A 26598-nucleotide genomic window follows, 5' to 3' on the forward strand; every position below is an offset into this window, starting at 1 on the left:
CCTGCCGCCTAGGGTGCGGCCATGGACGACGACCTGCGCATACGCGCGATGACCATGGCCGACTGCCACCCCGTCTCCGAGATCCGCGTCGGCGGCTGGCGGACCGCCTACGCCGGGCTCGTACCGCGGGCCTACCTCGACGCGATGGACGTGGACGAGGACGCCGGGAAGCGCCGCGCGATGCTCTCGAACCAGGAAAATCCGGTGCGGAACCTGATCGCGGAGCGGGCCGGGCAGATCGTCGGCTGGGTGGCGTACGGCCCGTATCGCGACGGCGAAGTCCGCACCGGGGACGCGGAGTTGTACGCGCTCTACGTACGACCGGGCCACTTCGGCACCGGCGTGGGCACCGCACTGCTGCGGGCGACCACCGAGCGCTGCGCGACCGCCGGACACGACCGCATGCTCCTGTGGGTCCTGAAGGAGAACGCCCCAGCGCGCCGCTTCTACGAACACCACGGCTTCCTACCGGACGGCGCGGAGGAACCCTTCGAGGCGAACGGAGTCGAGGTTCCCGAGGTGCGATACGTACGCGCCCCCTAAGCGGCGCGGGGACCAGCCCCCACAGAGCCGCGGTGTCCCCACAGCCCCATCGGAACCTCACCGCTGCCTGGGGATACGAGCCAACGCGTGCACCGCCGCCTCCGCGAGGCTCGGATGGGCAAGGGCCTCGTTCAGCACGGGCTCGGCCCGGGCGTCCCCCAACACCCCCAGCCCCTCCACACAGGCGAGCGCCACCCGGCGGTAGGGGTCGCGCGGCCCGAGCCGCCGCCGGAGCGTGGTGATCAGGGCGGGCACGGCCTCGGGCGCCCGGAGTTCGACGAGCAGCCGTACGGGGTGCAAGGCATAGGCGACGCGCAGCTCGTTGGTGGCGAGGGCGGCGGCCGCACGCGCGGTGCGGGGGTCGCCGAGCCGGGCCAGGGCGTACGCGGCGGAGGCACAACGCGGCGGATCCCGGTGGTTCAGCAACAGGACGAGCGACTCGAAGGCCCGACGGTCCCCCGCGACACCCAACCGGAACGCCGCCAGCTCCCGCGCCCACAACGGCTGTCCCGGCTCGGTCAGGACGGCCGCCAGCTCGTCCGTGGACTCGGTCGTGACGAGGCGCTCGTATCCTCCCGCGCCCCCCGACTCGCTCCGCACACGCTCCGTGAGTGATCGCAACTCCTCGTCCATGCCACCGAGCGTACGGCCGTGCACCGCACTTGGGGGACGCACATCACAAACACGAGGGCTGGCGCGCTCGTTACCCACCGGTTAAGCTCAGACGAGCGAGATACCCACTCGTGTTCGCTCGCGACGGTTTGGTGACGCAGCCGTTGTGAGCACAGTCGGTTCGGTACCTGGAGTACCAGTACGGCTCGGCCTCGGGACAGGGCCGGTCGGTTCAGCCGTTCCCCCTGGGCGTGTGCACGCCCGCGGCGACACGGCACCGGGCGTGTGCGTTCATCAGCCCGGAACCACCAACACCCGCACTCCACGCGCTGTTTGCGCGCTCTTCGCGTACCCGCAGCGCTTCCCTCAGTCGTCACCCTCGTCTGGAGTCCCGCGATGGCCACTCCCCTTTCCGACTCGTCGCTGTCCCCCCAGTCTCCGCAACCCCCGTTCCAGACGATCGCCGTGGTCGGCCTCGGCACCATGGGCACCGGTATCGCCGAGGTGCTGGCCCGGGCCGGCCGCGAGGTCGTCGGCATCGACATCAGCGAGGCGGCCACCGCCCGTGCCGTCGCCGCACTGGAGGCCTTCACCGAGCGTGCCGTGGCGCGGGGCCGGATCACCGAGCAGGAGCGCGGCGACGCGCTCGCCCGTTTCCGCACCTTCACCGATCTGCGGGCCGCGGCCGACGCCGATCTGGTGATCGAGGTGGTCCCGGAGTCGTACGAGATCAAGCAGCAGGTCTTCCGTGAACTGGACGCGATCGTGCGTCCGGAGGCCGTCCTCGCCACCGGCACCAACGCCCTGTCGGTGACGCGGCTCGCCGCCGAGTCGGCGCGTCCGGAGCGGGTCCTCGGGCTGCACTTCTTCAACCCGGCACCCGCGATGAAGCTGGTCGAGGTCGTCTCCTCGGTCCTCACCGCACCCCAGGCCGTCGCCTCGGTCACGGATCTCGCCCTCGACCTGGGCAAGGAGCCCGTCGCGGTCGGCGACCGCCCCGGATTCGTCGCCGACGGGCTGCTGTTCGGCTACCTCAACCAGGCCGCCGCGATGTACGAGGCCAAGTACGCCTCCCGCGAGGACATCGACGCGGCGATGCGGCTCGGCTGCGGGCTGCCGATGGGCCCGCTGGCGCTGCTGGACCTGATCGGCATCGACACCGCACGGACGGTCCTGGAGGCCATGTACGCGGCCTCGCGCGACCGGCTGCACGCTCCGGCGCCCATCCTCAGGCAGCTCAGCGAGGCGGGCCTGACCGGTCGCAAGTCGGGGCGAGGCTTCTACTCGTACGAGGCCCCCGGCTCCGCGACCGTCGTGCGGGACGCGCTGACGCCGCTGGACGGGGCCGCCGAGGTCGTCGGCCGTACCGTCCGCTCGGTGGGCGTCGCCGGGTCCGGGACCATGGCGTCCGGGATCGCCGAGGTGTTCGCGAAGGCCGGGTACGAGGTCGTGCTGGCCGCCCGCAGCGAGGAGAAGGCGCAGGCCGCGAAGGCCCGCATCGGCAAGTCGCTCGCGCGGTCCGTCGACAAGGGGCGGATGACGGTCGAGGCCGCCGCCGAGACGCTGGACCGGATCAACCCGGCGGGCTCGTACGACGCGTTCGCGGACGTCGACCTGGCGCTGGAGGCCGTGGCCGAGGACCTGGAGGTCAAGCGGCAGTTGTTCGCGACCTTCGACAAGGTCTGCAAGCCGGGTGCGATCCTGGCCACCACCACCTCCTCGCTGCCCGTCGTCGCCTGCGCCCGCGCCACCTCGCGCCCGCAGGACGTGATCGGGATGCACTTCTTCAACCCGGCGCCGGCGATGAAGCTGGTCGAGGTGGTCCGCACGGTCCTGACGGCGGACGACGTCCACGCCACGGTCCGTGAGCTGTGCGCGAAGGTCCGCAAGCACCCGGTGGACTGCGGCGACCGGGCCGGTTTCATCGTGAACGCGCTGCTGTTCCCGTACCTGAACAACGCGATCAAGATGGTCCAGGAGCACTACGCGACGCTGGACGACATCGACGCGGCCATGAAGCTGGGCGGCGGCTACCCGATGGGTCCGTTCGAACTGCTGGACGTGGTCGGGCTGGACGTCTCGCTGGCCATCGAGAAGGTCCTGCACCGCGAGTTCCGCGACCCGGGGCTCGCCCCGGCGCCGCTGCTGGAGCACCTGGTGGCCGCGGGCTGCCTCGGCCGCAAGACGGGCCGTGGCTTCCGCGAATATGCCAAGCGCTGAGCGGGCGGGCGACGGGCTCACTGCGGCCAAGGCCGGGGGCCCGGCGTCGGAGCCGGGCCCTACGGACACGACCCGGGCGGGCCGGTCGACGGCGGGCACGGACTGGGGCGGGCTGCTCGACCCGGGCAGCCGGCCGCCACCCGCCCGCTCCGCCGCTCCACCGCCCGCCCACCTGGCCACTCCCCCGTCCCGGCGGGGCGGGGGGATGGCCGGACACGCGCATTCTCCTGCACGGATGCAGTACGTTCGGGGCATGTCCCAGCCCGCCAAGTCCTCACGTACACCAGCTGCGCCCGACGCTCCGGAGAGCGCCGCGGGAAGCCGTGCCGCCGCCCAACGCCTCAAGATGCGCCGGGAACTGGCGGCCGCGGCCATGGAGCTGTTCTCGACCAAGGGGTACGAGGCGACCACCGTCGACGAGATCGCGGCGGCGGCCGGGGTCGCCCGCCGCACCTTCTTCCGTCACTTCCGCTCCAAGGAAGAGGCGATCTTCCCGGACCACGACGACACCCTGATCCGCGCCGAGGCGGTGCTGAACGCGGCGCCCCAGCACGAGCACCCGCTCGACACGGTGTGCCGCGGTATCAAGGAGGTCATGAAGATGTACGCGGCCCGGCCGGAGATCTCGGTCGCCCGCTACAAGCTGACCCGTGAGGTCCCCACCCTCCGGGAGGCGGAGATCGCCTCCGTCGCCCGCTATGAGCGCCTCTTCACCCGCTATCTGCTGGGCCACTTCGACGAGCACGCCCATCACGACGACGGCAACGACGACCCGCTGCTCGCCGAGGTGGCCGCGTCGGCGGTCGTCACCGCGCACAACCACGTGCTGCGGCGGTGGCTCAGATCCGGCGGGCAGGGCGACGTCGAGACCCAGCTCGACCACGCTTTCGCCATCGTCCGCAAGACCTTCGGCACCGGCATCGGCGCGGGCCGCACCCTGGCCCCGGAGCCGGCCACCGCGACGGCCTCCGCCCACGGCGAGGTCCTGGTGACCGTGGCCCGCACGGACGCCCCCCTCGACGAGGTCATGCGGACCATCGAAGAGGCGCTACGGGACCGCTGAGCACCGCCCCGAAACCACGATTTACTCATCGGTAACTGTGAGAACGGCCACCCATCCGGGTGGCCGTTTTGGCATGTCAGACCCCTTTTTCACTCCGATCTGATCGATCATCGCTCAGGTGTTACGTAAAGATTTCAGCTGAGCGAACTTTCTGGCACTCGGTGCCTTGCGGGGTGACACGGCGTGCCATACGTTGAAGGAGTCCGGGCGGCCGGCGTGCAGCGAACTCTCGTACGCCGGCTGTCCCCGCAAGCCACGTGCCTGCGCGCCCGGACGCCTGCGTCACAGGCACCCTTCCGCGCCACAAAGCGCCGCCAGCACCACCTCCGCCGAACCGACGGCATCACCACACAGTTCAGCACCCGACGTAACCCTCAACAGCGTCTTCCCTCAGGACGCTAGTCGCCGGAGGCACCACCGTGAAGGAAATCCTGGACGCGATCCAGTCGCCGGAGTCCACGTCCGCCGACTTCGCCGCTCTGCCGCTCCCCGAGTCGTACCGCGCGATCACCGTGCACAAGGACGAGACGGAGATGTTCGCGGGCATGCAGACCCGCGAGAAGGACCCGCGCAAGTCGCTGCACCTGGACGAGGTGCCGCTGCCCGAGCTGGGCCCGGGCGAGGCCCTGGTGGCCGTCATGGCCTCCTCGGTCAACTACAACTCCGTGTGGACCTCGATCTTCGAGCCGCTGTCGACCTTCGGCTTCCTGGAGCGCTACGGCAAGGTCTCGGAGCTCGCCAAGCGCCACGACCTGCCGTACCACATCATCGGCTCCGACCTCGCGGGCGTCGTCCTGCGCACCGGCCCGGGCGTCAACGCCTGGCAGCCCGGTGACGAGGTCGTCGCGCACTGCCTCTCCGTCGAGCTGGAGTCGTCCGACGGCCACAACGACACGATGCTCGACCCCGAGCAGCGGATCTGGGGCTTCGAGACCAACTTCGGCGGCCTGGCGGAGATCGCGCTGGTCAAGTCCAACCAGCTGATGCCGAAGCCCGACCACCTCAGCTGGGAGGAGGCCGCCGCTCCGGGTCTGGTCAACTCCACCGCCTACCGGCAGCTGGTCTCCCGCAACGGCGCCGGCATGAAGCAGGGCGACAACGTGCTGATCTGGGGCGCCAGCGGTGGGCTCGGCTCGTACGCCACGCAGTTCGCCCTCGCCGGCGGCGCCAACCCGATCTGTGTCGTCTCCAGTGAGCAGAAGGCCGACATCTGCCGGGCCATGGGTGCGGAGGCGATCATCGACCGCACCGCCGAGGGCTACAGGTTCTGGAAGGACGAGCAGACGCAGGATCCGAAGGAGTGGAAGCGCTTCGGCAAGCGCATCCGCGAACTCACCGGCGGCGAGGACATCGACATCGTCTTCGAGCACCCCGGCCGCGAGACCTTCGGCGCGAGCGTCTTCGTCACCCGCAAGGGCGGCACCATCACCACCTGCGCCTCTACCTCGGGCTACATGCACGAGTACGACAACCGCTACCTGTGGATGTCGCTGAAGCGGATCATCGGCTCCCACTTCGCGAACTACCGCGAGGCCTGGGAGGCCAACCGCCTCATCGCCAAGGGCAAGATCCACCCGACGCTGTCGAAGGTCTACTCCCTGGAGGAGACCGGGCAGGCCGCGTACGACGTGCACCGCAACCTCCACCAGGGCAAGGTCGGCGTGCTCGCGCTGGCCCCCGAGGAGGGGCTCGGCGTGCGCGACCACGACAAGCGCGCCCAGCACATCGACGCCATCAACCGCTTCCGGAACATCTGAGGTCCAAGATGAGTGAGCGTCAGCCCGCCGAAGGCAGGCAAGCCAAGGACCGGCCGTGGCTCATGCGGACCTACGCCGGTCACTCCACGGCCGAGGCGTCCAACGAGCTGTACCGGCGCAACCTCGCCAAGGGGCAGACCGGTCTGTCGGTGGCGTTCGATCTGCCGACGCAGACCGGCTACGACTCCGACCACATCCTCGCCCGCGGCGAGGTCGGCCGGGTCGGCGTCCCGGTGGCCCATCTCGGTGACATGCGCAGGCTGTTCCAGGACATCCCCCTGGAGCAGATGAACACCTCGATGACCATCAACGCCACCGCCATGTGGCTGCTGGCGCTCTACCAGGTCGTCGCGGAGGAGCAGGGCGCGGACATCACCCGGCTCCAGGGGACGACCCAGAACGACATCGTCAAGGAGTACCTGTCGCGGGGCACCCATGTGTTCCCGCCGGGACCCTCGCTCCGGCTGACGACGGACATGATCGCGTACACGGTCTCCCACATCCCGAAGTGGAACCCGATCAACATCTGCAGCTACCACCTGCAGGAGGCCGGGGCCACGCCGGTGCAGGAGATCGCGTACGCGATGTCCACGGCGATCGCGGTGCTCGACGCCGTGCGCGACTCCGGCCAGGTGCCGCAGGAGCGCATGGGCGATGTCGTCGCCCGGATCTCCTTCTTCGTGAACGCGGGCGTCCGCTTCGTCGAGGAGATGTGCAAGATGCGGGCGTTCAGCCGCATCTGGGACCGCATCACCCGCGAGCGGTACGGCATCGAGAACCCCAAGCAGCGCCGCTTCCGGTACGGCGTCCAGGTCAACTCCCTGGGCCTGACCGAGGCGCAGCCGGAGAACAACGTCCAGCGGATCGTGCTGGAGATGCTGGCCGTGACCCTCTCCAAGGACGCGCGGGCCAGGGCGGTCCAGCTGCCGGCCTGGAACGAGGCGCTCGGCCTGCCCCGGCCGTGGGACCAGCAGTGGTCGCTGCGGATCCAGCAGGTGCTGGCGCACGAGAGCGATCTGCTGGAGTACGAGGACATCTTCGAGGGCTCGCACGTCATAGAGGCGAAGGTGGCGGGGCTGGTCGAGGAGTCCTTCGCCGAGATCGAGCGGATCCAGGAGATGGGCGGCGCGATGGCCGCCGTCGAGTCCGGCTACCTCAAGTCGCAGCTGGTCTCCTCGCACGCCGAGCGCCGGGCCCGGATCGAGTCCGGCGAGGAGAAGATCGTCGGCGTCAACATCTACGAGTCGACGGAGCCGAACCCGCTGACCGCCGATCTGGACGCGGCGATACAGACGGTCGACCCGGCGGTCGAGGCCCGTGTGATCAAGTCCCTCCAGAACTGGCGCGACACCCGCTACCAGCCGCCCTTCAACCACCCGCGCCCGTGCAAGGCGCTGGAGCGGCTGAAGGAGGCCGCGAAGGGCACCGACAACCTCATGGAGGCCACCCTGGAGTGCGCCCGCGCCGGCGTCACGACCGGCGAGTGGGCCGGGGCCCTGCGTGAGGTGTTCGGGGAGTTCCGGGCGCCGACCGGTGTGTCGTCGGCGCCGGTGGCGGTCTCCGCCGAGGAGGGCTCGGCCATGGCGGAGGTCCGCCGCAAGGTGGACCTGACGGCGCGGGACCTGGGCGTCGGCAGGCTGCGCTTCCTGGTCGGCAAGCCGGGGCTGGACGGGCACTCCAACGGGGCCGAGCAGATCGCCGTACGCGCGCGTGACGCGGGCTTCGAGGTGGTCTACCAGGGCATCCGGCTCACCCCGGAGCAGATCGTGGACGCGGCCCTCGCCGAGGACGTCCACGCGGTCGGGCTCTCCATCCTCTCCGGCTCGCACGCCCAGCTCGTCCCGGACGTGCTGGAGCGGCTGCGCGAGGCGGGTGCCGGCGACGTCCCGGTGATCGCCGGCGGGATCATCCCGAACGCGGACGCGGCCCAGCTCAGGGCCGCCGGAGTGGCCGCCGTGTTCACCCCGAAGGACTTCGACATCACCGGGATCATCGGCCGTATCGTCGACGAGATCCGCAAGGCCAACAAGCTCGACCCCCTGGAGGTCCCCGCATGACCGTCAACCGTCTGCGTCCCCGCCGCTCGTGTCTCGCGGTGCCGGGAAGCAACCCCCGCTTCCTGGAGAAGGCGCAGGGCCTCCCGGCGGACCAGGTCTTCCTCGACCTGGAGGACGCGTGCGCTCCCCTCGCCAAGCCCGAGGCTCGGCACACCATCGTGAAGTTCCTCAACGAGGGCGACTGGACCGGCAAGACGCGGGTCGTGCGCGTCAACGACTGGACGACGGAGTGGACGTACCGCGATGTCGTGACCGTCGTCGAGGGCGCGGGCCAGAACCTCGACTGCATCATGCTGCCGAAGGTGCAGACCGCCCAGCAGGTCGTCGCCCTCGACCTGCTGCTGACCCAGATCGAGAAGACCATGGGCTTCGAGGTCGGCAAGATCGGCATCGAGGCGCAGATCGAGAACGCGCAGGGCCTGAACAACGTCAACGAGATCGCGACGGCCTCCCAGCGCGTGGAGACGATCATCTTCGGCCCGGCCGACTTCATGGCGTCGATCAACATGAAGTCGCTGGTCGTGGGCGAGCAGCCGCCCGGCTACCCGGCGGACGCCTACCACTACATCCTGATGAAGATCCTGATGGCCGCCCGTGCCAACAACCTCCAGGCGATCGACGGCCCCTACCTGCAGATCCGCAACATCGACGGCTACCGCGAGGTCGCCCAGCGCGCCGCCGCGCTCGGCTTCGACGGCAAGTGGGTGCTGCACCCGGGCCAGGTCGAGGCGTCCAACGAGATCTTCTCGCCCTCGCAGGAGGACTACGACCACGCCGAGCTGATCCTGGACGCGTACGACTACTACACCTCCGAGGCGGGCGGCAAGAAGGGCTCGGCGATGCTCGGCGACGAGATGATCGACGAGGCCAGCCGCAAGATGGCCCTGGTCATCTCGGGCAAGGGGCGGGCGGCGGGGATGACCCGTACGTCGAAGTTCGAGATCCCGGAGGGCTGAGCGCCATGCAGTTCGGACGCATCTACGAGGAGTTCGAGGTCGGGGCGGTCTACAAGCACTGGCCCGGGAAGACGGTCACGGAGTACGACGACCACCTCTTCTGTCTCCTCACCATGAACCACCACCCGCTCCACATGGACGGCAACTACGCCGAGAAGACGACGGACTTCGGCAAGAACGTCGTGGTCGGCAACTACATCTACTCGCTGCTGCTCGGCATGTCCGTGCCGGACGTCTCCGGCAAGGCGATCGCCAACCTGGAGATCGAGTCGCTGAAGCACGTGGCGCCGACCTTCCACGGCGACACGATCTACGGCGAGACGACCGTGCTCGACAAGTGGCCGTCGAAGTCGAAGAACGACCGCGGCATCGTCCACGTCGAGACCAAGGGCTACAAGCAGGACGGCACGCTGGTCTGCGTGTTCCGCCGCAAGGTCATGGTGCCCACCGAGACCTACATCAAGGAGCGCGGCGGCGAGCAGCCGGGCCGCCCCGAGCTCAAGGAGCAGGAGAAGTAGCCATGGCACGTCTCGCCCAGACCCACGGCCTCACGGACGTCCAGCAGGAGATCCTGTCCACCGTCCGTGATTTCGTGGACAAGGAGATCATCCCGGTCGCGACCGAGCTGGAGCACCGCGACGAGTACCCGCAAGCGATCGTCGACGGGCTCAAGGAGCTCGGCCTCTTCGGCCTGATGATCCCCGAGGAGTACGGCGGTCTGGGCGAGTCCCTCCTCACGTACGCGCTGTGCGTGGAGGAGATCGCCCGGGGCTGGATGTCCGTCTCCGGGATCATCAACACGCACTTCATCGTGGCGTACATGCTCAAGCAGCACGGCACCCAGGAGCAGAAGGACCACTTCCTGCCGAGGATGGCGGCCGGTGACATCCGGGGCGCCTTCTCGATGTCGGAGCCGGGACTCGGCTCGGATGTGTCGGCGATCACATCGAAGGCGGTCAAGGACGGCGACGAGTACGTCCTGAACGGTCAGAAGATGTGGCTGACGAACGGCGGGACGTCAACGCTCGTCGCCGTTCTCGTCCGAAGTGACGAAGGACACCCCGAGGGCACGGCGCCCCACAAGTCGATGACGACCTTCCTGGTCGAGAAGGAGCCCGGCTTCGGAGAGGTCCGCCCCGGCCTCACCATTCCCGGGAAGATCGACAAGATGGGCTACAAGGGCGTCGACACGACCGAACTCATCATGGACGGACTGCGCATTCCGGCCAATCGTGTACTCGGCGGCGTCACCGGCCGAGGGTTTTACCAAATGATGGACGGTGTCGAGGTCGGCCGGGTGAATGTGGCCGCGCGTGGCTGTGGTGTCGCTCAGCGTGCGTTCGAACTGGGTGTCCGGTACGCCCAGCAGCGCCACACTTTCGGCAAGCAGATCGCCCAGCACCAGGCGATCCAGTTCAAGCTGGCCGAGATGGCTACCAAGGTCGAGGCCGCGCATGCCATGATGGTGAACGCAGCACGCAAAAAGGACTCGGGCGAACGAAACGACCTCGAAGCAGGGATGGCGAAGTACCTCGCCTCCGAATACTGCAAAGAAGTCGTCGAGGACGCTTTCCGGATCCACGGCGGTTACGGCTTCTCCAAGGAGTACGAGATCGAGCGCCTCTACCGCGAGGCGCCGATGCTGCTGATCGGTGAAGGTACCGCCGAAATCCAGAAAATGATCATCGGTCGTCGACTGCTCGAAGAGTATCGATTCCAGGGCTAGTCGGAGTCGGTTGTCTGATTCGGGGTGTTTTCTTCGAGAAGAAGATCACACCCCGTCAGCACTGTTCGGCCGTCGACTCGGCTTCCTGGCTTGCCCAGTTGCGGTCCGCGACCGGTACGATCCACGAAAGCCGCCGTCCCCAGTCACCGCGCGGCATCGTCCGCTACGAAGGTCATCCATGCCCCACAGCCAAACCTCTGCACCTCGCGACAGCCTCGCTGGCGTACGGCTCGCGCGCGGAGCATCGCCGTGGCTTCTCCCGACCGTCGCCACCGCAGCACTCAGCCTCGCCCGCTCGCGCCGCTCCGGCGCCGCGCGGGCCGTGGCCGTACCCGCCACCGCGCTGGCGGCGGGCATGCTGTGGTTCTTCCGCGACCCCGAGCGTGAGATCGCCCAGGGCCGGGTCATCTCGCCCGCCGACGGAGTGGTGCAGAGCATCATGCCGTGGAAGGACGGCCGCACCCGCGTCGCGATCTTCATGAGCCCGCTCAACGTCCACGTCAACCGCGCGCCGCTCTCCGGCAGCGTGACGTCGGTCGAGCACATCCCGGGCGGGTTCGTACCGGCGTTCAACAAGGAGAGCGAGAACAACGAGCGCGTCGTCTGGCACTTCGACACCGAACTCGGTGACATCGAGATGATCCAGATCGCCGGCGCCGTGGCTCGCCGCATCGTCCCGTACATCCCCGAGGGCACCAAGGTCGAGCAGGGAGACCGGATCGGGCTGATCCGCTTCGGTTCCCGCGTCGACATCTACCTGCCCGAGGGTGTGGAGATCGACGTCGAGGTGGGGCAGAAGACTGTGGCTGGGGTGACTCGCATTGACCGTGATTGATCCGGAGACCCAACCCGGCCAGACCGGCGCGGGCTGGGTGCCCGACGTGGACGAGGTGGAGGACGACGCGGAGGAGATGCCGCTGTCGCTCCGCCTGTCGATAGCGGACACCCTCACCCTGGGCAACGCCACGTGCGGCTTCATGGCGGTGTACTTCACCACCACGGGCATCCTGATCCCGCACCTCACCGGCAGCCAGGAGTCGGGCATGGCCCGCCACAGCGCGGCCACCGCGGTGATCCTGATGCTGTGCGCGGCGATCTTCGACCTGTTCGACGGACTGGTGGCGCGCAAGCTCCGCTCCTCGCCGATGGGCGCGGAGCTGGACAACCTCTCCGACCTGATCAGCTTCGGCCTGGCGCCGGCGTACTTCGTCCTCGTCTACGGCATGGTCGCGGACGACGCGCACCAGCGGGTGGCGGCGGTGGGTGCGATCGTCGTGCTGCTGGCGGTGGTGCTGAGGCTCGCGAGATTCTCCTGCGTGACGGTGAAGGACGGCACCTTCCAGGGCATGCCGTCGCCGTTCGGGGCGCTGACCGTCGTCTCGATCGTGCTCCTGGAGCTGCCCTTCGTGGCGACGCTCCTGGCGATCGTCGGCGTCGCGTGGCTGATGGTGAGCCGCGTCGAGTACCCGAAGCCGCGGGGTCCGCTCGCGGTGGCGGTGCTCTCCTGGATCGTCCTCGCGATGGGCCTCCTGGCGGCCTGGGCCTTCGACGCCCCCGGCGGACAGCTCCTCCTCCAGACCGGCTGCGCCCTGCAGCTCGTCATGGGCGCGGTGATCCCCCTCTTCGCCACGGCACGCCGGGTGAACAACTTCCGCGACAACCGGCGCGAGGCGCGGGCGGCGCAGCTGCCGTAACGCTCCGCTCGGTGGGCCCCGGATCTGCGGATTCGGGGCCCTTCGCCATGTCGGGTGGGGGCCCGGTGGGGGCTGGTCGCGCAGTTCCCCGCGCCCCTGAAAAGCAGGGGCTGCGCCCCGTGCTTTTCGCCCCTGAAAGGGCCGCAGGCTCCTTTCACGGGCGCGGGGAACTGCGCGATCAGGTCAGGAAGTCCTGGGCGATTCGTTCGGCGACGGTCTCCAGGATCGGCCCCGGATCGGCGATGCAGCGCTCGACGTCCGGCTCGACGTCCGTCAGGGGGTACGCCCGGCGGATGCCGGCCCGGCCCAGGGCCTCCGGCGGCAGGGCCAGGCGGCCGCAGACAGCCACGACCTCCTTGTCGGCGGCGCGGGCGGCCGCCGCGACCCCCGCCGGGGCCTTGCCGTGGAGGGTCTGCTCGTCCAGTGAGCCCTCGCCGGTGATCACCAGGGTCGCCTTCTCCAGCGCCGCCGCGAAGCCCAGGACGTCGAGCATGACCTCGATGCCGGGGCGGAAGCGGGCGCCGAGGACGAGGGCGCCGTAGCCGATGCCGCCGGCGGCGCCCGCGCCCGGGGCGAGGGCGTACTCCGCGGCCTCGGTCCCCACCGCTTCCTCCAGCACGCGCGCGTAGTGCGCGAGCGCCGCGTCCAGCGTCGCCACGTCCTCCCCAGTGGCCCCCTTCTGCGGCCCGTACACGGCCGGGGCGCCCTTCGGGCCGGTCAGCGGGTTGTCCACATCGCTGGCCAGCACGAAGTCGACCGACGCGAACCTGGCGTCGAGGCCCGACAGGTCCGCCGTCACCAGGTCGCGCAGGCCTCCGCCACCGGGGCTGACGGGCTCCCCCGCGGCGTCCAGGAAGCGCGCGCCGAGCGCGGCGAGCATGCCCGCGCCGCCGTCCGTCGTGGCGCTGCCGCCGACGCCGAACACGAGGGTGTGGGCACCCGCGTCGAGCGCGGCCCGCAGCAGTTCCCCGGAGCCGTACGTGGAGGCCGTGAGCGGCGCGAAGACCCCGGTGGGGAGCCGCTGCAACCCGCTGGCCTCGGCCATCTCCACGACGGCCGTGTCGCCGCGCAGCGCGTACGCGGCGGTGACGGGCTCGCCGAGGGGCCCGCTGACCCGTACCTCACGTCGTTCGAATCCGGCGGCGATCGCGGCGGCGACCGTCCCGTCTCCCCCGTCGGCCACCGGCAGCGCCTCGACCTCCAGGCCGGGCAGGACCCGGCGCAGGCCCGCCGTGACGCGCTCGGAGACCTGGACGGCCGTCAGCGTGCCCTTGAACTTGTCCGCGGCGATCAGCACGCGCGGAGTTGCCGTGTCAGTGTCAGTCCCGTCCACAGCGGCGTTCGCCACCTCGCGTTCCCCTCGCTCATCGGGCCTTGCGCATGTCAAGGCAGTCGCGCCGCTGCGACCCTAACCGGCCCGGGCCCCGTCCGCCATGCCGTCCCGCGCACCGAACACGGCACGACACGGGCCGACGCCGTACGCCGAGCGACCACGCCCGTAATCGGGTAGACCTCCACTCATGAGGCCCGTGACCCCCATGACCGCAGTGCCCCCCGTGGGCACCGAGCTCACCGACCGCGTACTCGGGGGCTGGCTGGGCCGTATCGCGGGGAACATGCTCGGGAAGCCCGTCGAGCAGGGTGATGTGTGGACGCGGGAGCGGATCGACGGGTATCTCCGGCGGGCCGGGGCCCTGCCGCTCACCGACTACCTCCCGCAGCCGGCCACCGAGAGCGACGGGCTGGCGCTGCGGCCGGAGTGGCGGGAGTGCGTGCGCGGGCGGGTCCACGGCAGTTGCCGGGACGACGACGTGGATTACGCCATCCTGGGGCTGCACCTCCTGGAGACGCACGGCTTCGGGTTCAGCACCGAGCAGGTCGGCGATCTGTGGCTGCTGCGGCTGCCGTTCCTGCAGACGTTCACGGCGGAGCGAGCCGCCTACCGCAACCTCGCCAACGGGCTGAGGCCACCGCTGACCGCCACGTACGACAACCCGTACCAGGAATGGATCGGCGCCCTCATCCGTGCCGATGTGCACGGCTGGACCTGCCCGGGCCTGCCCCGGCGCGCTGCCTCGCTGGCACGGCGCGACGCGGTGCTGTCGCACACCGGGAACGGGGTGTACGGGGCGATGTGGGCGGCGGCGCTGGTCGCGGCGGCGTTCACGGCGCCCGGGGTGCGGGCGGCCGTGGACGAGGCGCTGGCGGTGATCCCGGCGAGCAGCCGCCTCGCCCGGACCGTGCGGCGGGTCGCGTCGCTGCACGACACCGGGCTGAGCTGGGAGGACACGCTCACGACGGTGGGCGAGGAGACGGCCGGGCTCGGCTGGATCCACGTCGTGCCGAACGCGGCGGTGCTGACCGCCGGACTGCTGTACGGCGAGGGCGACTTCACCCGCACGATCACGCTGACCGTCCGGGGCGGGCTGGACACCGACTCGAACGGGGCCACCGCCGGTTCGGTGGCGGGCGTGCTGTGCGGGGCGGCGGCGATCCCGGACCGGTGGAAGGATCCGTTGGAGGACACCGTGCGCAGCGCCGTGTTCGGCTTCGACGGGGTGCGCATCAGCGAACTCGCCGAGCGGACGGTGCGGTTGGCGGAGGCCGCGGGCGCCTGAGCGCCGGGGGTTCCGCTCCCCGAGCGCCGGCCCTTCCGCCTCCGAGCGCCGATTTCCCGCCCCTTGGGCGCGGTCTACCCTTCGTGGATGACCACTCCAGACTTTGCCGCGTACATCGCGAGCCTGCCCCGTGTCCTCGCCGGCGCCGCCGCGGTCTTCCGGGACGCCGAGGGGCGGGTGCTGCTCGTCGAGCCCAACTACCGTGAGGGATGGGCGCTTCCGGGCGGCACGATCGAGTCGGACGACGGGGAGACACCGAGGCAGGGCGCGCGGCGCGAGACGGCCGAGGAGATCGGGCTGGACGTCGAGCTCGGGCGGCTGCTCGCCGTGGACTGGGTGCACGGCGTGGGACGGCCGCCGCTGGTGGCGTACGTGTACGACGGCGGGGTGCTCGGCGAGGAGGATCTGAAGCGGATCCGGCTGCAGGAGGAGGAGCTGCTGTCGTGGCGGCTCGTCCCGCGTCCGGAACTGATCGGGTACCTCTCGGAGACACTCGGCCGCCGGGTGCTCGCGGCCCTCGACGCGCTGGCCGAGGGCACGGGTCCGGTCGAGCTGGAGAACGGGAAACGGGTGGCCTGAACCACCGAGAAAGGAGCGGCGAGGAACCGATGAAGATCGGCCACGTGGGCTCCTCAGTCGGCGTCGACCGGTGACAGGAGTCAGCTGACACCCTGTCAACTTCCCTTGTACGGAACGTGAGAAGGATGAACCCTTCACTTAATAGAAGTTTAAAGCTCTGGCTGAAAACGCTGCCCGTTCATCACTCCAGCATCTAGGCTGACGCCAACCCCGTCCGAGCGATCGCGCCCCATGGCCCCGCTCAGGAACCGGGGCAGCACTCGGGACACCCGTGACCGGCGGCCCGGGCGCGGGCCGTGGCACCGGGAGATCCGGAGCCCTGGGGGAACGGTCACCGGGAGCCGCCCGGAGCAGTCGGTCTCCCCCACCTGCGGGCCGTTTCCCGCCCGTCACCACCGAACAGGCAGCTGAGGTCATGGAACCACTGGGCTCAGACGATCCCGAGGAGCTAGGTCCCTACCGTCTCGTGGCACGGCTCGGCGCAGGAGGAATGGGACGGGTCTATCTCGCACGGTCATCGCAGGGGCGAACCGTCGCGGTCAAGGCCATCCGTCCCGAGCTGATGGGGGACAAGAACTTCCGCATCCGCTTCCGCCGAGAGGTGGAGGCGGCCGGAGCGGTCGGCGGCAGATACACCGCGCCCGTGGTGGACGCCGACCCGGAGGGCCCCATTCCGTGGCTGGCCACGGATTACATAGCCGGCCCCACCCTGGCGGAGGCGGTCGCCGCGCACGGCCCGCTCCCGGTGGACTCGGTGCTCGTGCTGGGCGCGGGCATCGCCGAGGCGCTGATCTCGGTGCAGGCGGCCGGGCTGGTGCACCGTGACCTCAAGCCGTCCAACGTACTGCTCGCCGCCGACGGTCCCCGCGTCATCGACTTCGGCATCGTCCGGGCGAGCGACGGCTACGACCTCACCCGCTCCGGCGCCCTCTTCGGCTCCTTCGAGTACATGTGTCCCGAGCAGGCCACGGGCGAGCCGCTGGGCCCCGAGGGGGACATCTTCTCGCTGGGCTCGGTGCTGACGTTCGCCGCGGCCGGACACGCGCCGTTCAGCGGCACCGCCGCGGCCACCCTCCTCTACCAGGTCGTGCACAGCGCCCCCGACCTGACGGGTGTGCCCGAGCCGCTGGACAAGATCATCAATCTCTGCCTGACCAAGGACCCGCGTCTGCGGATCACCCCGGACAAGCTGGCCGCGGCGTGCGCGCCCGGCGGCGTGGAGCAGTTGACGGGCGAGGGCTGGCTGCCCCCGTCCGTGGCCTCCTCGGTCGCCCTCCGCGCGGCGGCGGTGGAGACCCTCGACATCACGCCGATCGGCCGGGTCTCGTTCCCCTCGCCCGGGACCGGCCCCGAGCCGGACGGGTACGGCCAGGACCGGGCTCCCCACAGCCGCGACGAGGACCGGACGGCCTACTCCCCCGAAGAGGAGCGGGCCGCCTACGGCTACCGGCGGGACCGGGCCGCGTACGACTTCGCGGAGGACCGGGCGGCCGGCGCGACAGCGACCCCGTCGACCTGCGACTCCGCCCCCCACGACGAGCGCCCGGGCGGCCACCGGGCCGAGGCACCGACCGGTGGGACCGGCGGCCGGCCGCCGGGACAGCCCTACTCCCGCACGGAGCCGTTCTCGCCTCCCGAGGAGCCACAGCCGTACCGCGGCACGTCCGCCGGCCATCGCCGCGCCGCGTCACGGCCCGGTCCGTCCCGGCGTACGGTCCTCGCCGTGTCGGCGGGCGCCGCCGCCACCGTCGGCGGCGGCGCCCTGGTGCTCCGCCGGCGGAAGAACTCGGCCGTACAGTCCACGGAGCCCGCGGGCCCGGCCCCCGAACCGCTGTGGACCTACCGCGGCGGCCCGCTGCTCCAGGCACCGGCCGTCTTCAGCGACGGAACGGCCCTGGTGAAGACCCGCCCGGGTGACCTGGTCTGCCTCGACCTCAAGGACGGCACCCGGCCCAGATGGGTCTACGAGGGCATCAGCCAGTCGCCCACCCCGGCCGTGCTGGCCTTCGACGCCGCGATCGCGCTCGGCGAGGGGGCGACGGTGATCGGGGTCGACCCGGTCGACGGAACGGAACGTTTCACCGTCGACTTCGGGCCGGACTTCCGGTTCGACACGCTGCTCGGCGGCGTGGACGACCGGGCCATCTCCGTCATCGGCGTCCGGCTCCGGCGCGAGTCCGACCAGCAGGGCATAGCGACCTCCACGGACACGGTGTTCGGCGTCGACCTCGCCTCCCGCCGGGCCGAGGTCATCCCCATCAGCCCGGAGGACGTCGGGATCAAGCTGGCGCCGGTCATCCTCTCCGGCTATTTCGTCTACGCCGACGGACTGCGCAACGTCACGGTCCGGGACACCGACAGCTCCGGCGTGCTGTGGCGGCACCCCGTCGGCTACGACCTTCGGCCCGGGCTCGCCGTCGTCAACCGCACGGTGTTCGCCATCGGGCAGGAGCTCAAGGCCTTGAACCTCACCGACGGCAAGATCCGCTGGCGGGTGAAGCCCGAGCGCGGCATGTTCGCCTCGCTCGGCGGCTACGGCAACACGGTCTACGTCACCGGGACCGACCCCTTCGGCGTGTACGCCTTCAACGCCGGGACCGGCGCCCGCCGTTGGTTCTGCCCCACCCCGCGCCTGAACATCGACCGACCGGTCACCGCCGGCCCCGACGCCGTCTACGTCCCCGCCTACCAGAACAAGAACGGCTTCTACGCGATCGGCGCCGCCAAGGGCCGGCTCCTGTGGAACTTCACCGACGGCCTGGAGACCGGGGTCAACGACTGGCAGCTCGCCTGCGACCACTCCGGCGTCCTGGTCGCCCAGCACTACGACCGCACGTACGGCCTGCCGACCCCCTGACACCGCCGGAGCGGACCCCGCCCCGATATCCGCTCGCCCCGGCCGAACGGGCGACCTACCCTCGCCCCATGAACAAGCCCCTGGTCGCCATCCTCAGCGGCGCCGGTATCTCCACCGACTCCGGCATCCCCGACTACCGAGGCCCAGGCGGTCTGTGGCGGCGGGACCCGGAAGCCGAGAAGCTGGTGACGTACGAGTACTACATGGCCGATCCGGAGATCCGGCGGCGCTCGTGGCAGATGCGGCGGCAGAACCGGACGCTGCGGGCGGAGCCGAACACGGCGCACCGGGCGGTGACAGAGCTGGAGCGGTCCGGGGTGCCCGTGCGGGTGATCACGCAGAACGTGGACGGGCTGCACCAGCTCGCCGGGATGCCGGCCCGCAAGGTCCTCGAACTGCACGGCACCGCACGGTCCGTGGTGTGCGTGCGGTGCCATGCCCGTACGCCGATGGAGGACGCCCTCGCCCGGGTCGAGGCCGGCGAGGACGACCCGCCGTGCCGGGAGTGCGGGGGCGTGCTCAAGTCGGCGACGGTGATGTTCGGCGAGCGCCTCGACCCGGTGGTGCTCGGCGAGGCCGTCGCGATCACCAAGGCCTGCCAGATCTTCATCGCCGTCGGCACCAGCCTCCAGGTCCAGCCGGCCGCCGCACTCGCCGGTGTCGCCGCCGACCACGGCGCACGGCTGATCATCGTCAACGCCGAGCCGACCCCGTACGACGACCGGGCGGACGAGGTCGTACGGGAGCCGATCGGGACGGCGCTGCCGGAGGTGCTGCGGGGGATCGGCGCCGCGAGCGCCTGACGGGCCGGGGGCGCGTATCTCAGAAGAGAGCCGTCCCCTGTTCGCCCCGTTCGAAGTCCAGCAGGCGCTGCTTGCGCTCCACTCCGCCGCCGTAGCCGGTGAGGCTGCCGTCGGAGCCGACCACGCGGTGGCAGGGCACGATGATGCCCACGGGATTCCTGCCGTTGGCCAGGCCGACCGCGCGGGACGCCTTGGGGTTGCCGAGGGCGTCCGCGAGTTCGCCGTACGAGCGGGTCTCGCCGTAGGGGATCCGCGTGAGCTGTTCCCAGACGGTGCGCTGGAACGGGGTGCCCTGCAGCCGGAGTTCGAGCGTGAACTCCTTCAGCTCGCCCGCGAAATAGGCCTTCAGCTGCTCCTCCGGCTCACCGAACAGTGTGTCGTCGCGTGCGCCGAAGCTCTCCTGCGGCGGGCGGTGGCGCTGGGCGGTCATGTAGAGGCCGCACAGCACACCGTCGTCGGCGACGAGGGTGAGAGGGCCGTAGGGGCTGTCGACGACGGTGTGCCGCTTCCGCTGCTTCATGGGTTTCCTCAGGAGGTCGGCAGGCCGGGGAACCGGCTCATACGGGAAGGAAGTTGATGGGGTGGCTGTCCGTCGCCCACAGGTACTGGACCGCGTACGCCCGCCACGGCCGCCAGGCCGCCGCGCGGGCCGTGAGCGCGGCCGGGGTGGACGGCAGGCCCAACTCCTGTGCCGCGCGCCGGATTCCGAGGTCGCCGGGAAGGAAGGCGTCCGGGTCGCCGAGGGCGCGCATGGCGATGACGTCGACCGTCCAGGGGCCGAAGCCGGGGAGGGCCAGCAGCTGTGCCCGGGTCTCGGCCCAGTCGCTGTCGACGCCCAAGTGCAGTTCTCCGTCGGCCAGTTGACGCACCAGCGTGGTGAGAGTGGTTCGACGGGTGCGCGGCATCGCGAGGGTCTCGGGGTCCACGGCCGCCAGCGCCTCGGGGGACGGGAAGAGGTGGGTGAGGCCGCCCTCGGGGTCGTCGACGGGTTCGCCGTGCGCGAGGACCAGCCGGGCCGCATGGGTGCGGGCGGCGGCCGTGGACACCTGCTGGCCGAGCACCGCCCGTACGGCGAACTCGGCCTCGTCGACGGTACGCGGCACCCGGCGCCCGGGCGCCTTGTCCACCAGCGGCGCGAGGACCGGGTCGGCGCGCAACTGCTCGTCGACGGCGACCGGGTCGGCGTCCAGGTCGAGCATGCGGCGGCAGCGGCTGATGGCGACGGGCAGATCCCGCAGGTCGCTGAGGGTGAGCCGACAGGCGATGTGGTCGGGTTCCGGGGTGAGGCCCACGATGCCGTGACCGTACGGCAGGCGGAGCGTGCGCCGGTACGCGCCGTCGCGCCACTCCTCCACCCCGGGGACGGCGGTGGCGGCGAGGTGGCCGAAGAGATTGTCGGGGTTGAGCGGGGCCCGGAAGGGCAGCCGGAGGCTCAACACCCCTGAGGTGCCGGGGGAGTCGGAGCGCTGCCGGGCGGACCGCGTCGCCCGCTCGCGCAGTTCGCTCGGCGACAGCGCGAAGACCTCCCGCACGGTGTCGTTGAACGCCCGGATCGAGGCGAACCCGGCGGCGAACGCGATCTCCGCCATCGGCAGCGCGGTCGTCTCGATCAGCAGCCGCGCCGTCTGCGCCCGCTGGGCCCGGGCGAGGGCCAGCGGACCCGCCCCCAACTCGGCCAGCAGCTGCCGCTCGACCTGCCGGGTGCTGTAGCCGAGCCGCCGCGCCAGCCCCGGCACGCCCTCCCGGTCCACCACCCCGTCCCGCACGAGCCGCATCGCCCGCGCCACCACGTCCGCCCGCTGGTCCCACTCCGGCGACCCCGGGCTCGTGTCCGGCCGGCACCGCTTGCACGCCCGGAACCCGGCCTGCTGACACGCCGCCGCACTCGGATAGAACGTCATGTTCTCCGGCTTCGGCGGCACCACCGGACAACTGGGCCGACAGTAGATCCGGGTGGTCAGCACCGCCGTGAAGACCCACCCGTCGAACCGCGCGTCCTTGGACCGCACGGCCCGCACACACCGCTCGACATCCGTGTACATCCCGTTCCGCATGACTCAAGCATCGGGGAGGAGGAGAGGAGAGGGCTGGCGGAAATCCGACATCAGCATGGGATGACCTGGACCGCCGGACGCCCCGGTCGCCTCAGGGGTGCGTGGAACTGCGCGACCAGCCACAACGCACCCGCAGCCGCCTCACCACCGTCGCCCCCTCTCCCTCAGGCGCGCGCGGCCCGAAGCCACGCGGACTCCCGCAGCAACCGCAGCCCGTTGAGCCCCACCAACACCGTGGACCCCTCATGCCCGGCCACCCCGAGCGGCAACGGCAGATGCCCCACCAGATCCCAGACCACCAGCACGGCGATGCACACCCCGGCGATCACCAGGTTCTGCACCACCAGGCGCCGAGCCGCCCGCGACAACCGCACCACCGCCGGAATCGCGACGAGTTCGTCGCGCACCACCACCGCGTCCGCCGTCTCCAACGCGAGATCGGACCCGGCCCGTCCCATGGCCACGCCGGAGTGCGCGGCGGCGAGCGCGGGCGCGTCATTCACCCCGTCCCCGACGAAGAGCACCTTCCGGCCCGTGTCCTGCAGCTCCCGTACGGCCTCCACCTTGCCCTCCGGCAACAGCCCCGCCCGCACATCGGTGATCCCCGTGTCCGCGGCCACCCGCGCGGCGGCAGTCGCGTTGTCCCCGGTCAGCAGCACCGGAGACGCGCCGGTCACCGCGGTGAGCGCGGCCACCGCCCCGGGCGCGTCGTGACGCAAGCGGTCGGCCAGCGTGAGCGTGCCGACGGCGACCCCGTCCCGTGCGACGAGAACGGTCGTCCCGCCGGGGACACCACCGCCCAAGACCTCACCGTCAGAGGCCCCGGCGCCGGCAACCTCCCCGTCGAATCCCTCCCCGTACTCCTCCGGCCGCCCCACGGTCACCACACGCCCCTCCACGGTCGCCCGCACTCCCCGCCCGGGCATGGCCACGAAGTCCTCGGCGGCGGCCACGCCCAGCCCCCGCGCCCCGGCGGCTGCCACGACGGCCCGGGCCAGCGGGTGCTCGCTCGGGTGCTCGGCGGCCGCGGCGAGCGCCAGCAAGCCGTCCTCGTCGAGCCCGGAGCCCGGCAGCGGTCGTACGGCCGTGACCTCGGGCGTGCCCTCCGTGAGCGTGCCGGTCTTGTCGAGGGCGGCGACATCGATCTCGCCCAGCCGTTCCATCGCGACGGCCGACTTGACGAGGACACCGTGGCGGCCGGCATTGGCGATGGCGGAGAGCAGCGGCGGCATGGTGGCGAGGACGACCGCGCAGGGCGAGGCGACGATCATGAAGGTCATGGCCCGGAGCAGGGCCTCCGTGAGGTCCTCGCCGAAGGCGAGCGGAATACCGAAGACGGCGAGGGTGGCGACGACGACCCCGACGGAGTACCGCTGTTCGACCTTCTCGATGAACAGCTGGGTCGGCGCCTTGGTCCGGGACGCCTCCTCGACGAGGCTCACGATGCGGGCGATCACGGAGTCGGCCGGGTCCCGTTCGACGCGGACGCGCAGCGCGCCCGTGCCGTTGAGGGTGCCCGCGAAGACCTCGTCGCCCGGGGCCTTGGCGACGGGCAGCGGTTCACCGGTGATGGTGGCCTGGTCGGCCTCGCTCTCCCCCTCCAGGACCTGCCCGTCGGCGCCGATGCGCTCACCGGGGCGGACCAGCACCACGTCGCCGACGGCCAGCTGGTCCGTCGGTACGGTCTCCTCGGTGGCGCCGTCCGCCGACAGCCGGGTGGCCGTGGTGGGCGCGAGGTCGAGCAGTCCCCGTACGGAGTCCGCGGTCCGGGCCGTGGCCAGGGCCTCCAGGGCGCCGGAGGTGGCGAAGATGACGATCAGCAGACCGCCGTCGAGGACCTGGCCGATGGCGGCGGCGCCGAGCGCCGCGACGATCATCAGCAGGTCGACGTCCAGGCTCTTCTCGCGCAGCGCCCGCAGCCCTTCGAGGGCGGGCTCCCAGCCGCCGGCCGCGTACGCGATCACGTACAGCGGGCCGTACAGCCAGGCGGAGGCGCCGGCCAGGTCCAGCGGGAACGCCAGCAGGAAGGCGACGGTCGAGGCCAGCGCCCAGCGGGCCTCGGGCAGGGCGAGGACGCGGGTACGGCGGCGGGGGGCCGCCGGCTCGGAAGTACGACGGACAGGTGAGGGCATGAGGGTGGCAGACACCCGACCCACCATACAGGAACACATGAAGACTCATTCATGCCTTCATGAGCGATGAGTAAGATACTCGCCATGGGTCATGGAGCCGTCACCGCAGCGCAGGACGCCACGCAGGAGGCCGCCGCTCGCGTGCGCCTGGACGCGGCCAACGTGGCCAAGGTGGCCACCACCCTCCAGGCCCTGTCCACCCCGTCCCGCCTGCTGATCCTGGCCCGGCTGCGCGAAGGCCCGCTCCCGGCGACCGAGTTGGCGGCCGAGGTCGGGATGGAACAGTCCGCCTGCTCCCACCAGCTGCGCCTGCTGCGCAATCTCGGTCTGGTCGTGGGCGAGCGGCGGGGCCGTTCGGTGGTGTACGCGCTGCACGATCACCATGTCGCCGAGCTGCTGGACCAGGCCGTGTACCACGTGGAGCACTTGAGGCTGGGACTCAGCGACGCGCCGGACGGCGACTGAGGCCCAGGGCGTCGGCTGAGATCCGGAGGGCGATCAAGTCACCGGGGCAGGCCGAAGCCCCCGGCCGTAACCGGGGGCCGGGGCGGAGGTCACGCCGCGGGAAGCGCGGGCACCGGACCGCCGACCAGGCCGGGCACCGGCTGCAGGAGGCCGGTGACGACTCCGAGGACCGGGGCGAGCAGGCCGGTGACCGCGCCCAGTACGGCGCCCAGGTCGAGGGAGGTCAGCGCCTTGACCAGGGCGTCGACCGCGGACTGCAGCGCGGCCGACAGGTCGGTGACCGGGTCGGCCGCGGCGGCGGGGCGGTCGGAGGTGGCCGGGGCCGCCGCCTCCAGCTTCCGCAGCCGTTCCTTGACGGTGGTGTTGGCCGTCTTGAGGGCCTCGACGTGCCGGGCGGCCTCGGCCGCGTCGAGCTGATCGGCCTCCAGCTTGGCGATGGCGGTCAACTCGTCCAGCAGCGGGGCGAGTACGTCTTCCTGATCCATCCGGTCGAGCAGGGCCAGCTGGGAGAGCAGCACGTCCGCGTCGGTCGCGGCGGTGTCCGTGTCCGTGGCGGTGTCCGTGTCCGTGGCGGTGTCCGTGGCGGTGTCCGTGTCCGTGTCCGTGTCCGCCAGCAGGGCGTCGAGGTCGAGGTCGAGCTTCGCGAGGAGTGCGTCGGCTTCGGCTTCCTCCTTCGCGACGAGCGCGTCGGTGTCGGCCTCGTACTCCGCCTCCAGCGCGTCGAGGTCCGCCTCCAGCGCGTCGAGATCCGCCTCCAGCGCGTCGAAGAAGGCGTCGAGATCGGGGTCGGGGGCCGCGGCGAGCCGCGTGGCGGTGTGGTCCGAGGCGGTTCGGCCCGCGTCGACAGCCGCGGTGGCGGTGCCGACCGGCCCGAAGACCAGGGCCCCGCAGAGCAGGGGTGGCAGGAGGAGACCACGGGAGACGAGGGCGCGCATGCACGTTCCTTTCGAAGCAGCTGTCCTTGCGCTCACCGTGGGAGGCGCCACGGCCCACCGCAACCGATCACAGGCCCGGCGCCGGACCCGCCGGCCCTCCACGCCGACAACGCTGACCAGGCTGTTCCACCCGACGGCCCGCCCCGTACAAGGCCGTTCGAGCAAGCCTCGGCCACTCGTCCGTCGGAGTGCGCTCGGGTGACACGCCGGGCCTTTTATCGTTCCCCGTGAGGACGTGCCGATCTCAACCGACCTGGGCGGCGAACGCCTCGTAGGCCCGCTCGTCGAAGAGGACGAACCTGACCTCCTCGACCGACGTCTCGGTGGCGCGGACGGTTTCCACGGCGATCCTCGCGGCGTCGTCCATCGGCCAGCCGTAGATGCCGGCGGAGACGGCGGGGAAGGCGACCGTGCGGGCGCCCAGCTCGTCGGCCACGCGCAGGGATTCGCGGTAGCAGGAGGCGAGGAGGGCGGAACGGTCCAGGCTCTGGCTGTGGACCGGGCCGACCGTGTGGATCACCCAGCGCGCGTCCAGGTCGCCGGCGGTCGTGGCGACGGCCTGTCCCGTGGGCAGTCCCTTGCCGTAGTGGGAGGCGCGGAGGTTGCGGCAATCGGCCAGGATCGCGGGGCCGCCGCGCCGGTGGATCGCGCCGTCCACTCCTCCCCCGCCGAGGAGGGAGGAGTTCGCGGCGTTGACGATGGCGTCGACGGACTGCTGGGTGATGTCCCCCTGGACGAGGGTGATGGTTGTCATGCCCGCCTCTATACCAGTCGGCGGGCGTGACAGACCCCGGATCATCAGGCCTCGGACCTCGTTGTGAGGCGATGGCGGCTGCGACCGCGGACAGGGCCGGCAGCCTCGACCCCCAGCTGTCGGCCCCCTCCCCGTCTGGGAAGCCGCCTCGCCCTACCAGCCGTCCGGCAGCGTCCGTACCCCGTGGACCGTGCTCAGGGTGATGGCCAAGCTCTCCGGTGGGACGGTGAGACGCAGATCCGGAAGCCGGTCAGGAGGGCGGGCAGACCGATCTGGAGCTCGGGACGGGCCAGGGACTGGCCGATGCACTGGTGCGGCCCGTGGCCGAAGGTCAGATGCCCGGTGGTGTCGCGGCGGACGGCCAGCGCGTCGGGGTCGGCGAAGACGGACGGGACGCGGTTGGCGGCCTGCATGGCCACGACGCCCCCCTCACCCGCGCGGATAAAAACGCCGGAGACCTCCGCGTCCTCGGTGGCGATCCGCCGCAGCCCGGTGTGCGCCACGGTGAGATGACGCAGCAACTCCTCGATCGCCCCGGGCCACAGAGCCGGGTCCGCGCGCAGGGCCGCGAGCTGATCGGGGTGGCGCAGCAGGTCCACGACGGCAAGTAGTCGTAGAAGCTCTCGGGCGAGGTGCGGGGCTGGCCCAGCCAGAAGGCCGGCTCGACGACGGCGCGCACCCCGGCCGCGTACGTCGCCTCGTAGTCGTCGGTCGTGCGGGAGGTCATGTGGATGTGCGGATCGAAGATGCGCACGGGCAGGCTCTTCCTCGGA

The 26598-nt window shown here is 71.2% G+C and carries 23 protein-coding genes and 1 pseudogene; 15 read left to right on the top strand and 9 right to left on the bottom strand.

Annotation, left to right across the window (positions count from 1 at the left end; genetic code table 11):
* Window positions 1–21: 21 nt before the first annotated feature.
* Complete coding sequence (locus ACWD26_RS10880; RefSeq protein WP_451268419.1) at window positions 22–543, top strand: N-acetyltransferase family protein; 522 nt, start codon at window positions 22–24, stop codon at window positions 541–543.
* A 57-nt stretch (window positions 544–600) separates the two neighbouring features.
* On the opposite strand, the gene ACWD26_RS10885 is transcribed toward ACWD26_RS10880, so the two are convergent.
* Window positions 601–1176 (bottom strand): adenylosuccinate lyase, encoded by a 576-nt coding sequence (locus tag ACWD26_RS10885; RefSeq protein ID WP_451268421.1) that lies wholly within the window; start codon window positions 1174–1176, stop codon window positions 601–603.
* A 375-nt stretch (window positions 1177–1551) separates the two neighbouring features.
* On the opposite strand from ACWD26_RS10885, the gene ACWD26_RS10890 reads away from it, so the two are divergent.
* From ACWD26_RS10890 to pssA, 9 genes are all read left to right on the top strand, one after another.
* Window positions 1552–3375: a 3-hydroxyacyl-CoA dehydrogenase family protein gene (locus ACWD26_RS10890; protein ID WP_451268423.1), complete on the top strand. Its 1824-nt coding sequence runs from the start codon at window positions 1552–1554 to the stop codon at window positions 3373–3375.
* Window positions 3376–3628: 253 nt separating this feature from the next.
* On the top strand, window positions 3629–4438 hold the full coding sequence (locus ACWD26_RS10895) for a TetR family transcriptional regulator (protein WP_451268425.1): 810 nt from the start codon (window positions 3629–3631) through the stop codon (window positions 4436–4438).
* A gap of 419 nt (window positions 4439–4857) precedes the next feature.
* Complete coding sequence (ccrA, locus tag ACWD26_RS10900) at window positions 4858–6195, top strand: crotonyl-CoA carboxylase/reductase (protein ID WP_451268427.1); 1338 nt, start codon at window positions 4858–4860, stop codon at window positions 6193–6195.
* A gap of 8 nt (window positions 6196–6203) precedes the next feature.
* Entirely contained in the window at window positions 6204–8252 is a 2049-nt protein-coding gene (locus tag ACWD26_RS10905) for a protein meaA (protein ID WP_451268429.1), read from the top strand.
* The gene (locus tag ACWD26_RS10910; protein ID WP_451268431.1) at window positions 8249–9208 is read left to right on the top strand and encodes an HpcH/HpaI aldolase/citrate lyase family protein; all 960 of its coding nucleotides are present in this window, start codon (window positions 8249–8251) and stop codon (window positions 9206–9208) included. The genes ACWD26_RS10905 and ACWD26_RS10910 overlap by 4 nt, the downstream gene beginning before the upstream one ends.
* Before the next feature lie 5 nt (window positions 9209–9213).
* Complete coding sequence (locus tag ACWD26_RS10915) at window positions 9214–9726, top strand: MaoC family dehydratase (protein WP_451268433.1); 513 nt, start codon at window positions 9214–9216, stop codon at window positions 9724–9726.
* 2 nt (window positions 9727–9728) lie between these two features.
* Window positions 9729–10934 (top strand): acyl-CoA dehydrogenase family protein, encoded by a 1206-nt coding sequence (locus tag ACWD26_RS10920; RefSeq protein WP_451268434.1) that lies wholly within the window; start codon window positions 9729–9731, stop codon window positions 10932–10934.
* A gap of 178 nt (window positions 10935–11112) precedes the next feature.
* Window positions 11113–11769, top strand: a complete 657-nt coding sequence (locus ACWD26_RS10925; RefSeq protein ID WP_451268436.1) for a phosphatidylserine decarboxylase — start codon at window positions 11113–11115, stop codon at window positions 11767–11769.
* 37 nt (window positions 11770–11806) lie between these two features.
* Window positions 11807–12628 carry a CDP-diacylglycerol--serine O-phosphatidyltransferase gene (gene pssA / locus ACWD26_RS10930; protein WP_451268574.1) on the top strand — a complete coding sequence of 274 codons (822 nt, stop codon included), beginning with the start codon at window positions 11807–11809 and terminating at the stop codon, window positions 12626–12628.
* A 178-nt stretch (window positions 12629–12806) separates the two neighbouring features.
* On the opposite strand, the gene ACWD26_RS10935 is transcribed toward pssA, so the two are convergent.
* Window positions 12807–13925: a glycerate kinase gene (locus ACWD26_RS10935; RefSeq protein ID WP_451268438.1), complete on the bottom strand. Its 1119-nt coding sequence runs from the start codon at window positions 13923–13925 to the stop codon at window positions 12807–12809.
* A 241-nt stretch (window positions 13926–14166) separates the two neighbouring features.
* Here ACWD26_RS10935 and ACWD26_RS10940 point away from each other — a divergent pair, with 241 nt between their 5' ends.
* The 4 genes from ACWD26_RS10940 (at window position 14167) to ACWD26_RS10955 (ending at window position 19485) form a co-directional block, all read left to right on the top strand.
* Window positions 14167–15246 carry an ADP-ribosylglycohydrolase family protein gene (locus ACWD26_RS10940; protein ID WP_451268440.1) on the top strand — a complete coding sequence of 360 codons (1080 nt, stop codon included), beginning with the start codon at window positions 14167–14169 and terminating at the stop codon, window positions 15244–15246.
* Window positions 15247–15333: 87 nt separating this feature from the next.
* Complete coding sequence (locus tag ACWD26_RS10945) at window positions 15334–15825, top strand: NUDIX domain-containing protein (protein WP_451268442.1); 492 nt, start codon at window positions 15334–15336, stop codon at window positions 15823–15825.
* A 415-nt stretch (window positions 15826–16240) separates the two neighbouring features.
* Window positions 16241–18682, top strand: a complete 2442-nt coding sequence (locus ACWD26_RS10950) for a protein kinase domain-containing protein (protein WP_451268444.1) — start codon at window positions 16241–16243, stop codon at window positions 18680–18682.
* A gap of 68 nt (window positions 18683–18750) precedes the next feature.
* Window positions 18751–19485 carry an SIR2 family NAD-dependent protein deacylase gene (locus tag ACWD26_RS10955; protein ID WP_451268446.1) on the top strand — a complete coding sequence of 245 codons (735 nt, stop codon included), beginning with the start codon at window positions 18751–18753 and terminating at the stop codon, window positions 19483–19485.
* Between the two features lie 19 nt (window positions 19486–19504).
* Here the strand turns inward: ACWD26_RS10955 and ACWD26_RS10960 are convergent, their stop codons facing one another.
* The 3 genes from ACWD26_RS10960 to ACWD26_RS10970 all read right to left on the bottom strand — a co-directional run bounded on the left by ACWD26_RS10960 (window position 19505) and on the right by ACWD26_RS10970 (window position 23698).
* Window positions 19505–20005, bottom strand: a complete 501-nt coding sequence (locus ACWD26_RS10960; protein ID WP_451268448.1) for a methylated-DNA--[protein]-cysteine S-methyltransferase — start codon at window positions 20003–20005, stop codon at window positions 19505–19507.
* A gap of 37 nt (window positions 20006–20042) precedes the next feature.
* Window positions 20043–21527 carry an AlkA N-terminal domain-containing protein gene (locus tag ACWD26_RS10965; RefSeq protein ID WP_451268576.1) on the bottom strand — a complete coding sequence of 495 codons (1485 nt, stop codon included), beginning with the start codon at window positions 21525–21527 and terminating at the stop codon, window positions 20043–20045.
* Between the two features lie 176 nt (window positions 21528–21703).
* Window positions 21704–23698, bottom strand: coding sequence for a heavy metal translocating P-type ATPase (locus tag ACWD26_RS10970; protein WP_451268450.1), 1995 nt, complete (start codon window positions 23696–23698; stop codon window positions 21704–21706).
* 57 nt (window positions 23699–23755) lie between these two features.
* Between ACWD26_RS10970 and ACWD26_RS10975 the strand changes: the two genes are divergently transcribed.
* Complete coding sequence (locus ACWD26_RS10975) at window positions 23756–24136, top strand: ArsR/SmtB family transcription factor (RefSeq protein ID WP_451268578.1); 381 nt, start codon at window positions 23756–23758, stop codon at window positions 24134–24136.
* Window positions 24137–24225: 89 nt separating this feature from the next.
* On the opposite strand, the gene ACWD26_RS10980 is transcribed toward ACWD26_RS10975, so the two are convergent.
* The 4 genes and pseudogenes from ACWD26_RS10980 to ACWD26_RS10995 form a co-directional block, all read right to left on the bottom strand.
* Entirely contained in the window at window positions 24226–25071 is an 846-nt protein-coding gene (locus tag ACWD26_RS10980; RefSeq protein ID WP_451268452.1) for a hypothetical protein, read from the bottom strand.
* A 244-nt stretch (window positions 25072–25315) separates the two neighbouring features.
* On the bottom strand, window positions 25316–25825 hold the full coding sequence (locus ACWD26_RS10985; protein ID WP_451268454.1) for an O-acetyl-ADP-ribose deacetylase: 510 nt from the start codon (window positions 25823–25825) through the stop codon (window positions 25316–25318).
* 194 nt (window positions 25826–26019) lie between these two features.
* Window positions 26020–26424 (bottom strand): cytochrome P450, encoded by a 405-nt coding sequence (locus ACWD26_RS10990; protein ID WP_451268457.1) that lies wholly within the window; start codon window positions 26422–26424, stop codon window positions 26020–26022.
* Window positions 26425–26432: 8 nt separating this feature from the next.
* Window positions 26433–26579: pseudogene (locus ACWD26_RS10995) on the bottom strand (TatD family hydrolase); the annotation flags it as partial.
* Between the last annotated feature and the right edge of the window lie 19 nt (window positions 26580–26598).

Source organism: Streptomyces sp. NPDC002787 (assembly GCF_053592095.1).

What these genes read in the sequence shown, in the direction of transcription:
- ACWD26_RS10950 (WP_451268444.1), top strand. Translation starts at nt 16,241, where the DNA reads ATGGAACCACTGGGCTCAGACGATCCCGAGGAGCTAGGTCCCTACCGT.
- ACWD26_RS10945 (WP_451268442.1), top strand. Translation starts at nt 15,334, where the DNA reads ATGACCACTCCAGACTTTGCCGCGTACATCGCGAGCCTGCCCCGTGTC.
- ACWD26_RS10880 (WP_451268419.1), top strand. Translation starts at nt 22, where the DNA reads ATGGACGACGACCTGCGCATACGCGCGATGACCATGGCCGACTGCCAC.
- ACWD26_RS10965 (WP_451268576.1), bottom strand. Translation starts at nt 21,527, where the DNA reads ATGTACACGGATGTCGAGCGGTGTGTGCGGGCCGTGCGGTCCAAGGAC.
- ACWD26_RS10920 (WP_451268434.1), top strand. Translation starts at nt 9,729, where the DNA reads ATGGCACGTCTCGCCCAGACCCACGGCCTCACGGACGTCCAGCAGGAG.
- ACWD26_RS10915 (WP_451268433.1), top strand. Translation starts at nt 9,214, where the DNA reads ATGCAGTTCGGACGCATCTACGAGGAGTTCGAGGTCGGGGCGGTCTAC.
- ACWD26_RS10940 (WP_451268440.1), top strand. Translation starts at nt 14,167, where the DNA reads ATGACCGCAGTGCCCCCCGTGGGCACCGAGCTCACCGACCGCGTACTC.
- ACWD26_RS10975 (WP_451268578.1), top strand. Translation starts at nt 23,756, where the DNA reads ATGGGTCATGGAGCCGTCACCGCAGCGCAGGACGCCACGCAGGAGGCC.
- ACWD26_RS10885 (WP_451268421.1), bottom strand. Translation starts at nt 1,176, where the DNA reads ATGGACGAGGAGTTGCGATCACTCACGGAGCGTGTGCGGAGCGAGTCG.
- ACWD26_RS10910 (WP_451268431.1), top strand. Translation starts at nt 8,249, where the DNA reads ATGACCGTCAACCGTCTGCGTCCCCGCCGCTCGTGTCTCGCGGTGCCG.
- ACWD26_RS10890 (WP_451268423.1), top strand. Translation starts at nt 1,552, where the DNA reads ATGGCCACTCCCCTTTCCGACTCGTCGCTGTCCCCCCAGTCTCCGCAA.
- ACWD26_RS10895 (WP_451268425.1), top strand. Translation starts at nt 3,629, where the DNA reads ATGTCCCAGCCCGCCAAGTCCTCACGTACACCAGCTGCGCCCGACGCT.
- ACWD26_RS10980 (WP_451268452.1), bottom strand. Translation starts at nt 25,071, where the DNA reads ATGCGCGCCCTCGTCTCCCGTGGTCTCCTCCTGCCACCCCTGCTCTGC.
- ACWD26_RS10905 (WP_451268429.1), top strand. Translation starts at nt 6,204, where the DNA reads ATGAGTGAGCGTCAGCCCGCCGAAGGCAGGCAAGCCAAGGACCGGCCG.
- ACWD26_RS10970 (WP_451268450.1), bottom strand. Translation starts at nt 23,698, where the DNA reads ATGGTGGGTCGGGTGTCTGCCACCCTCATGCCCTCACCTGTCCGTCGT.
- ACWD26_RS10925 (WP_451268436.1), top strand. Translation starts at nt 11,113, where the DNA reads ATGCCCCACAGCCAAACCTCTGCACCTCGCGACAGCCTCGCTGGCGTA.
- ACWD26_RS10960 (WP_451268448.1), bottom strand. Translation starts at nt 20,005, where the DNA reads ATGAAGCAGCGGAAGCGGCACACCGTCGTCGACAGCCCCTACGGCCCT.
- ACWD26_RS10985 (WP_451268454.1), bottom strand. Translation starts at nt 25,825, where the DNA reads ATGACAACCATCACCCTCGTCCAGGGGGACATCACCCAGCAGTCCGTC.
- ACWD26_RS10955 (WP_451268446.1), top strand. Translation starts at nt 18,751, where the DNA reads ATGAACAAGCCCCTGGTCGCCATCCTCAGCGGCGCCGGTATCTCCACC.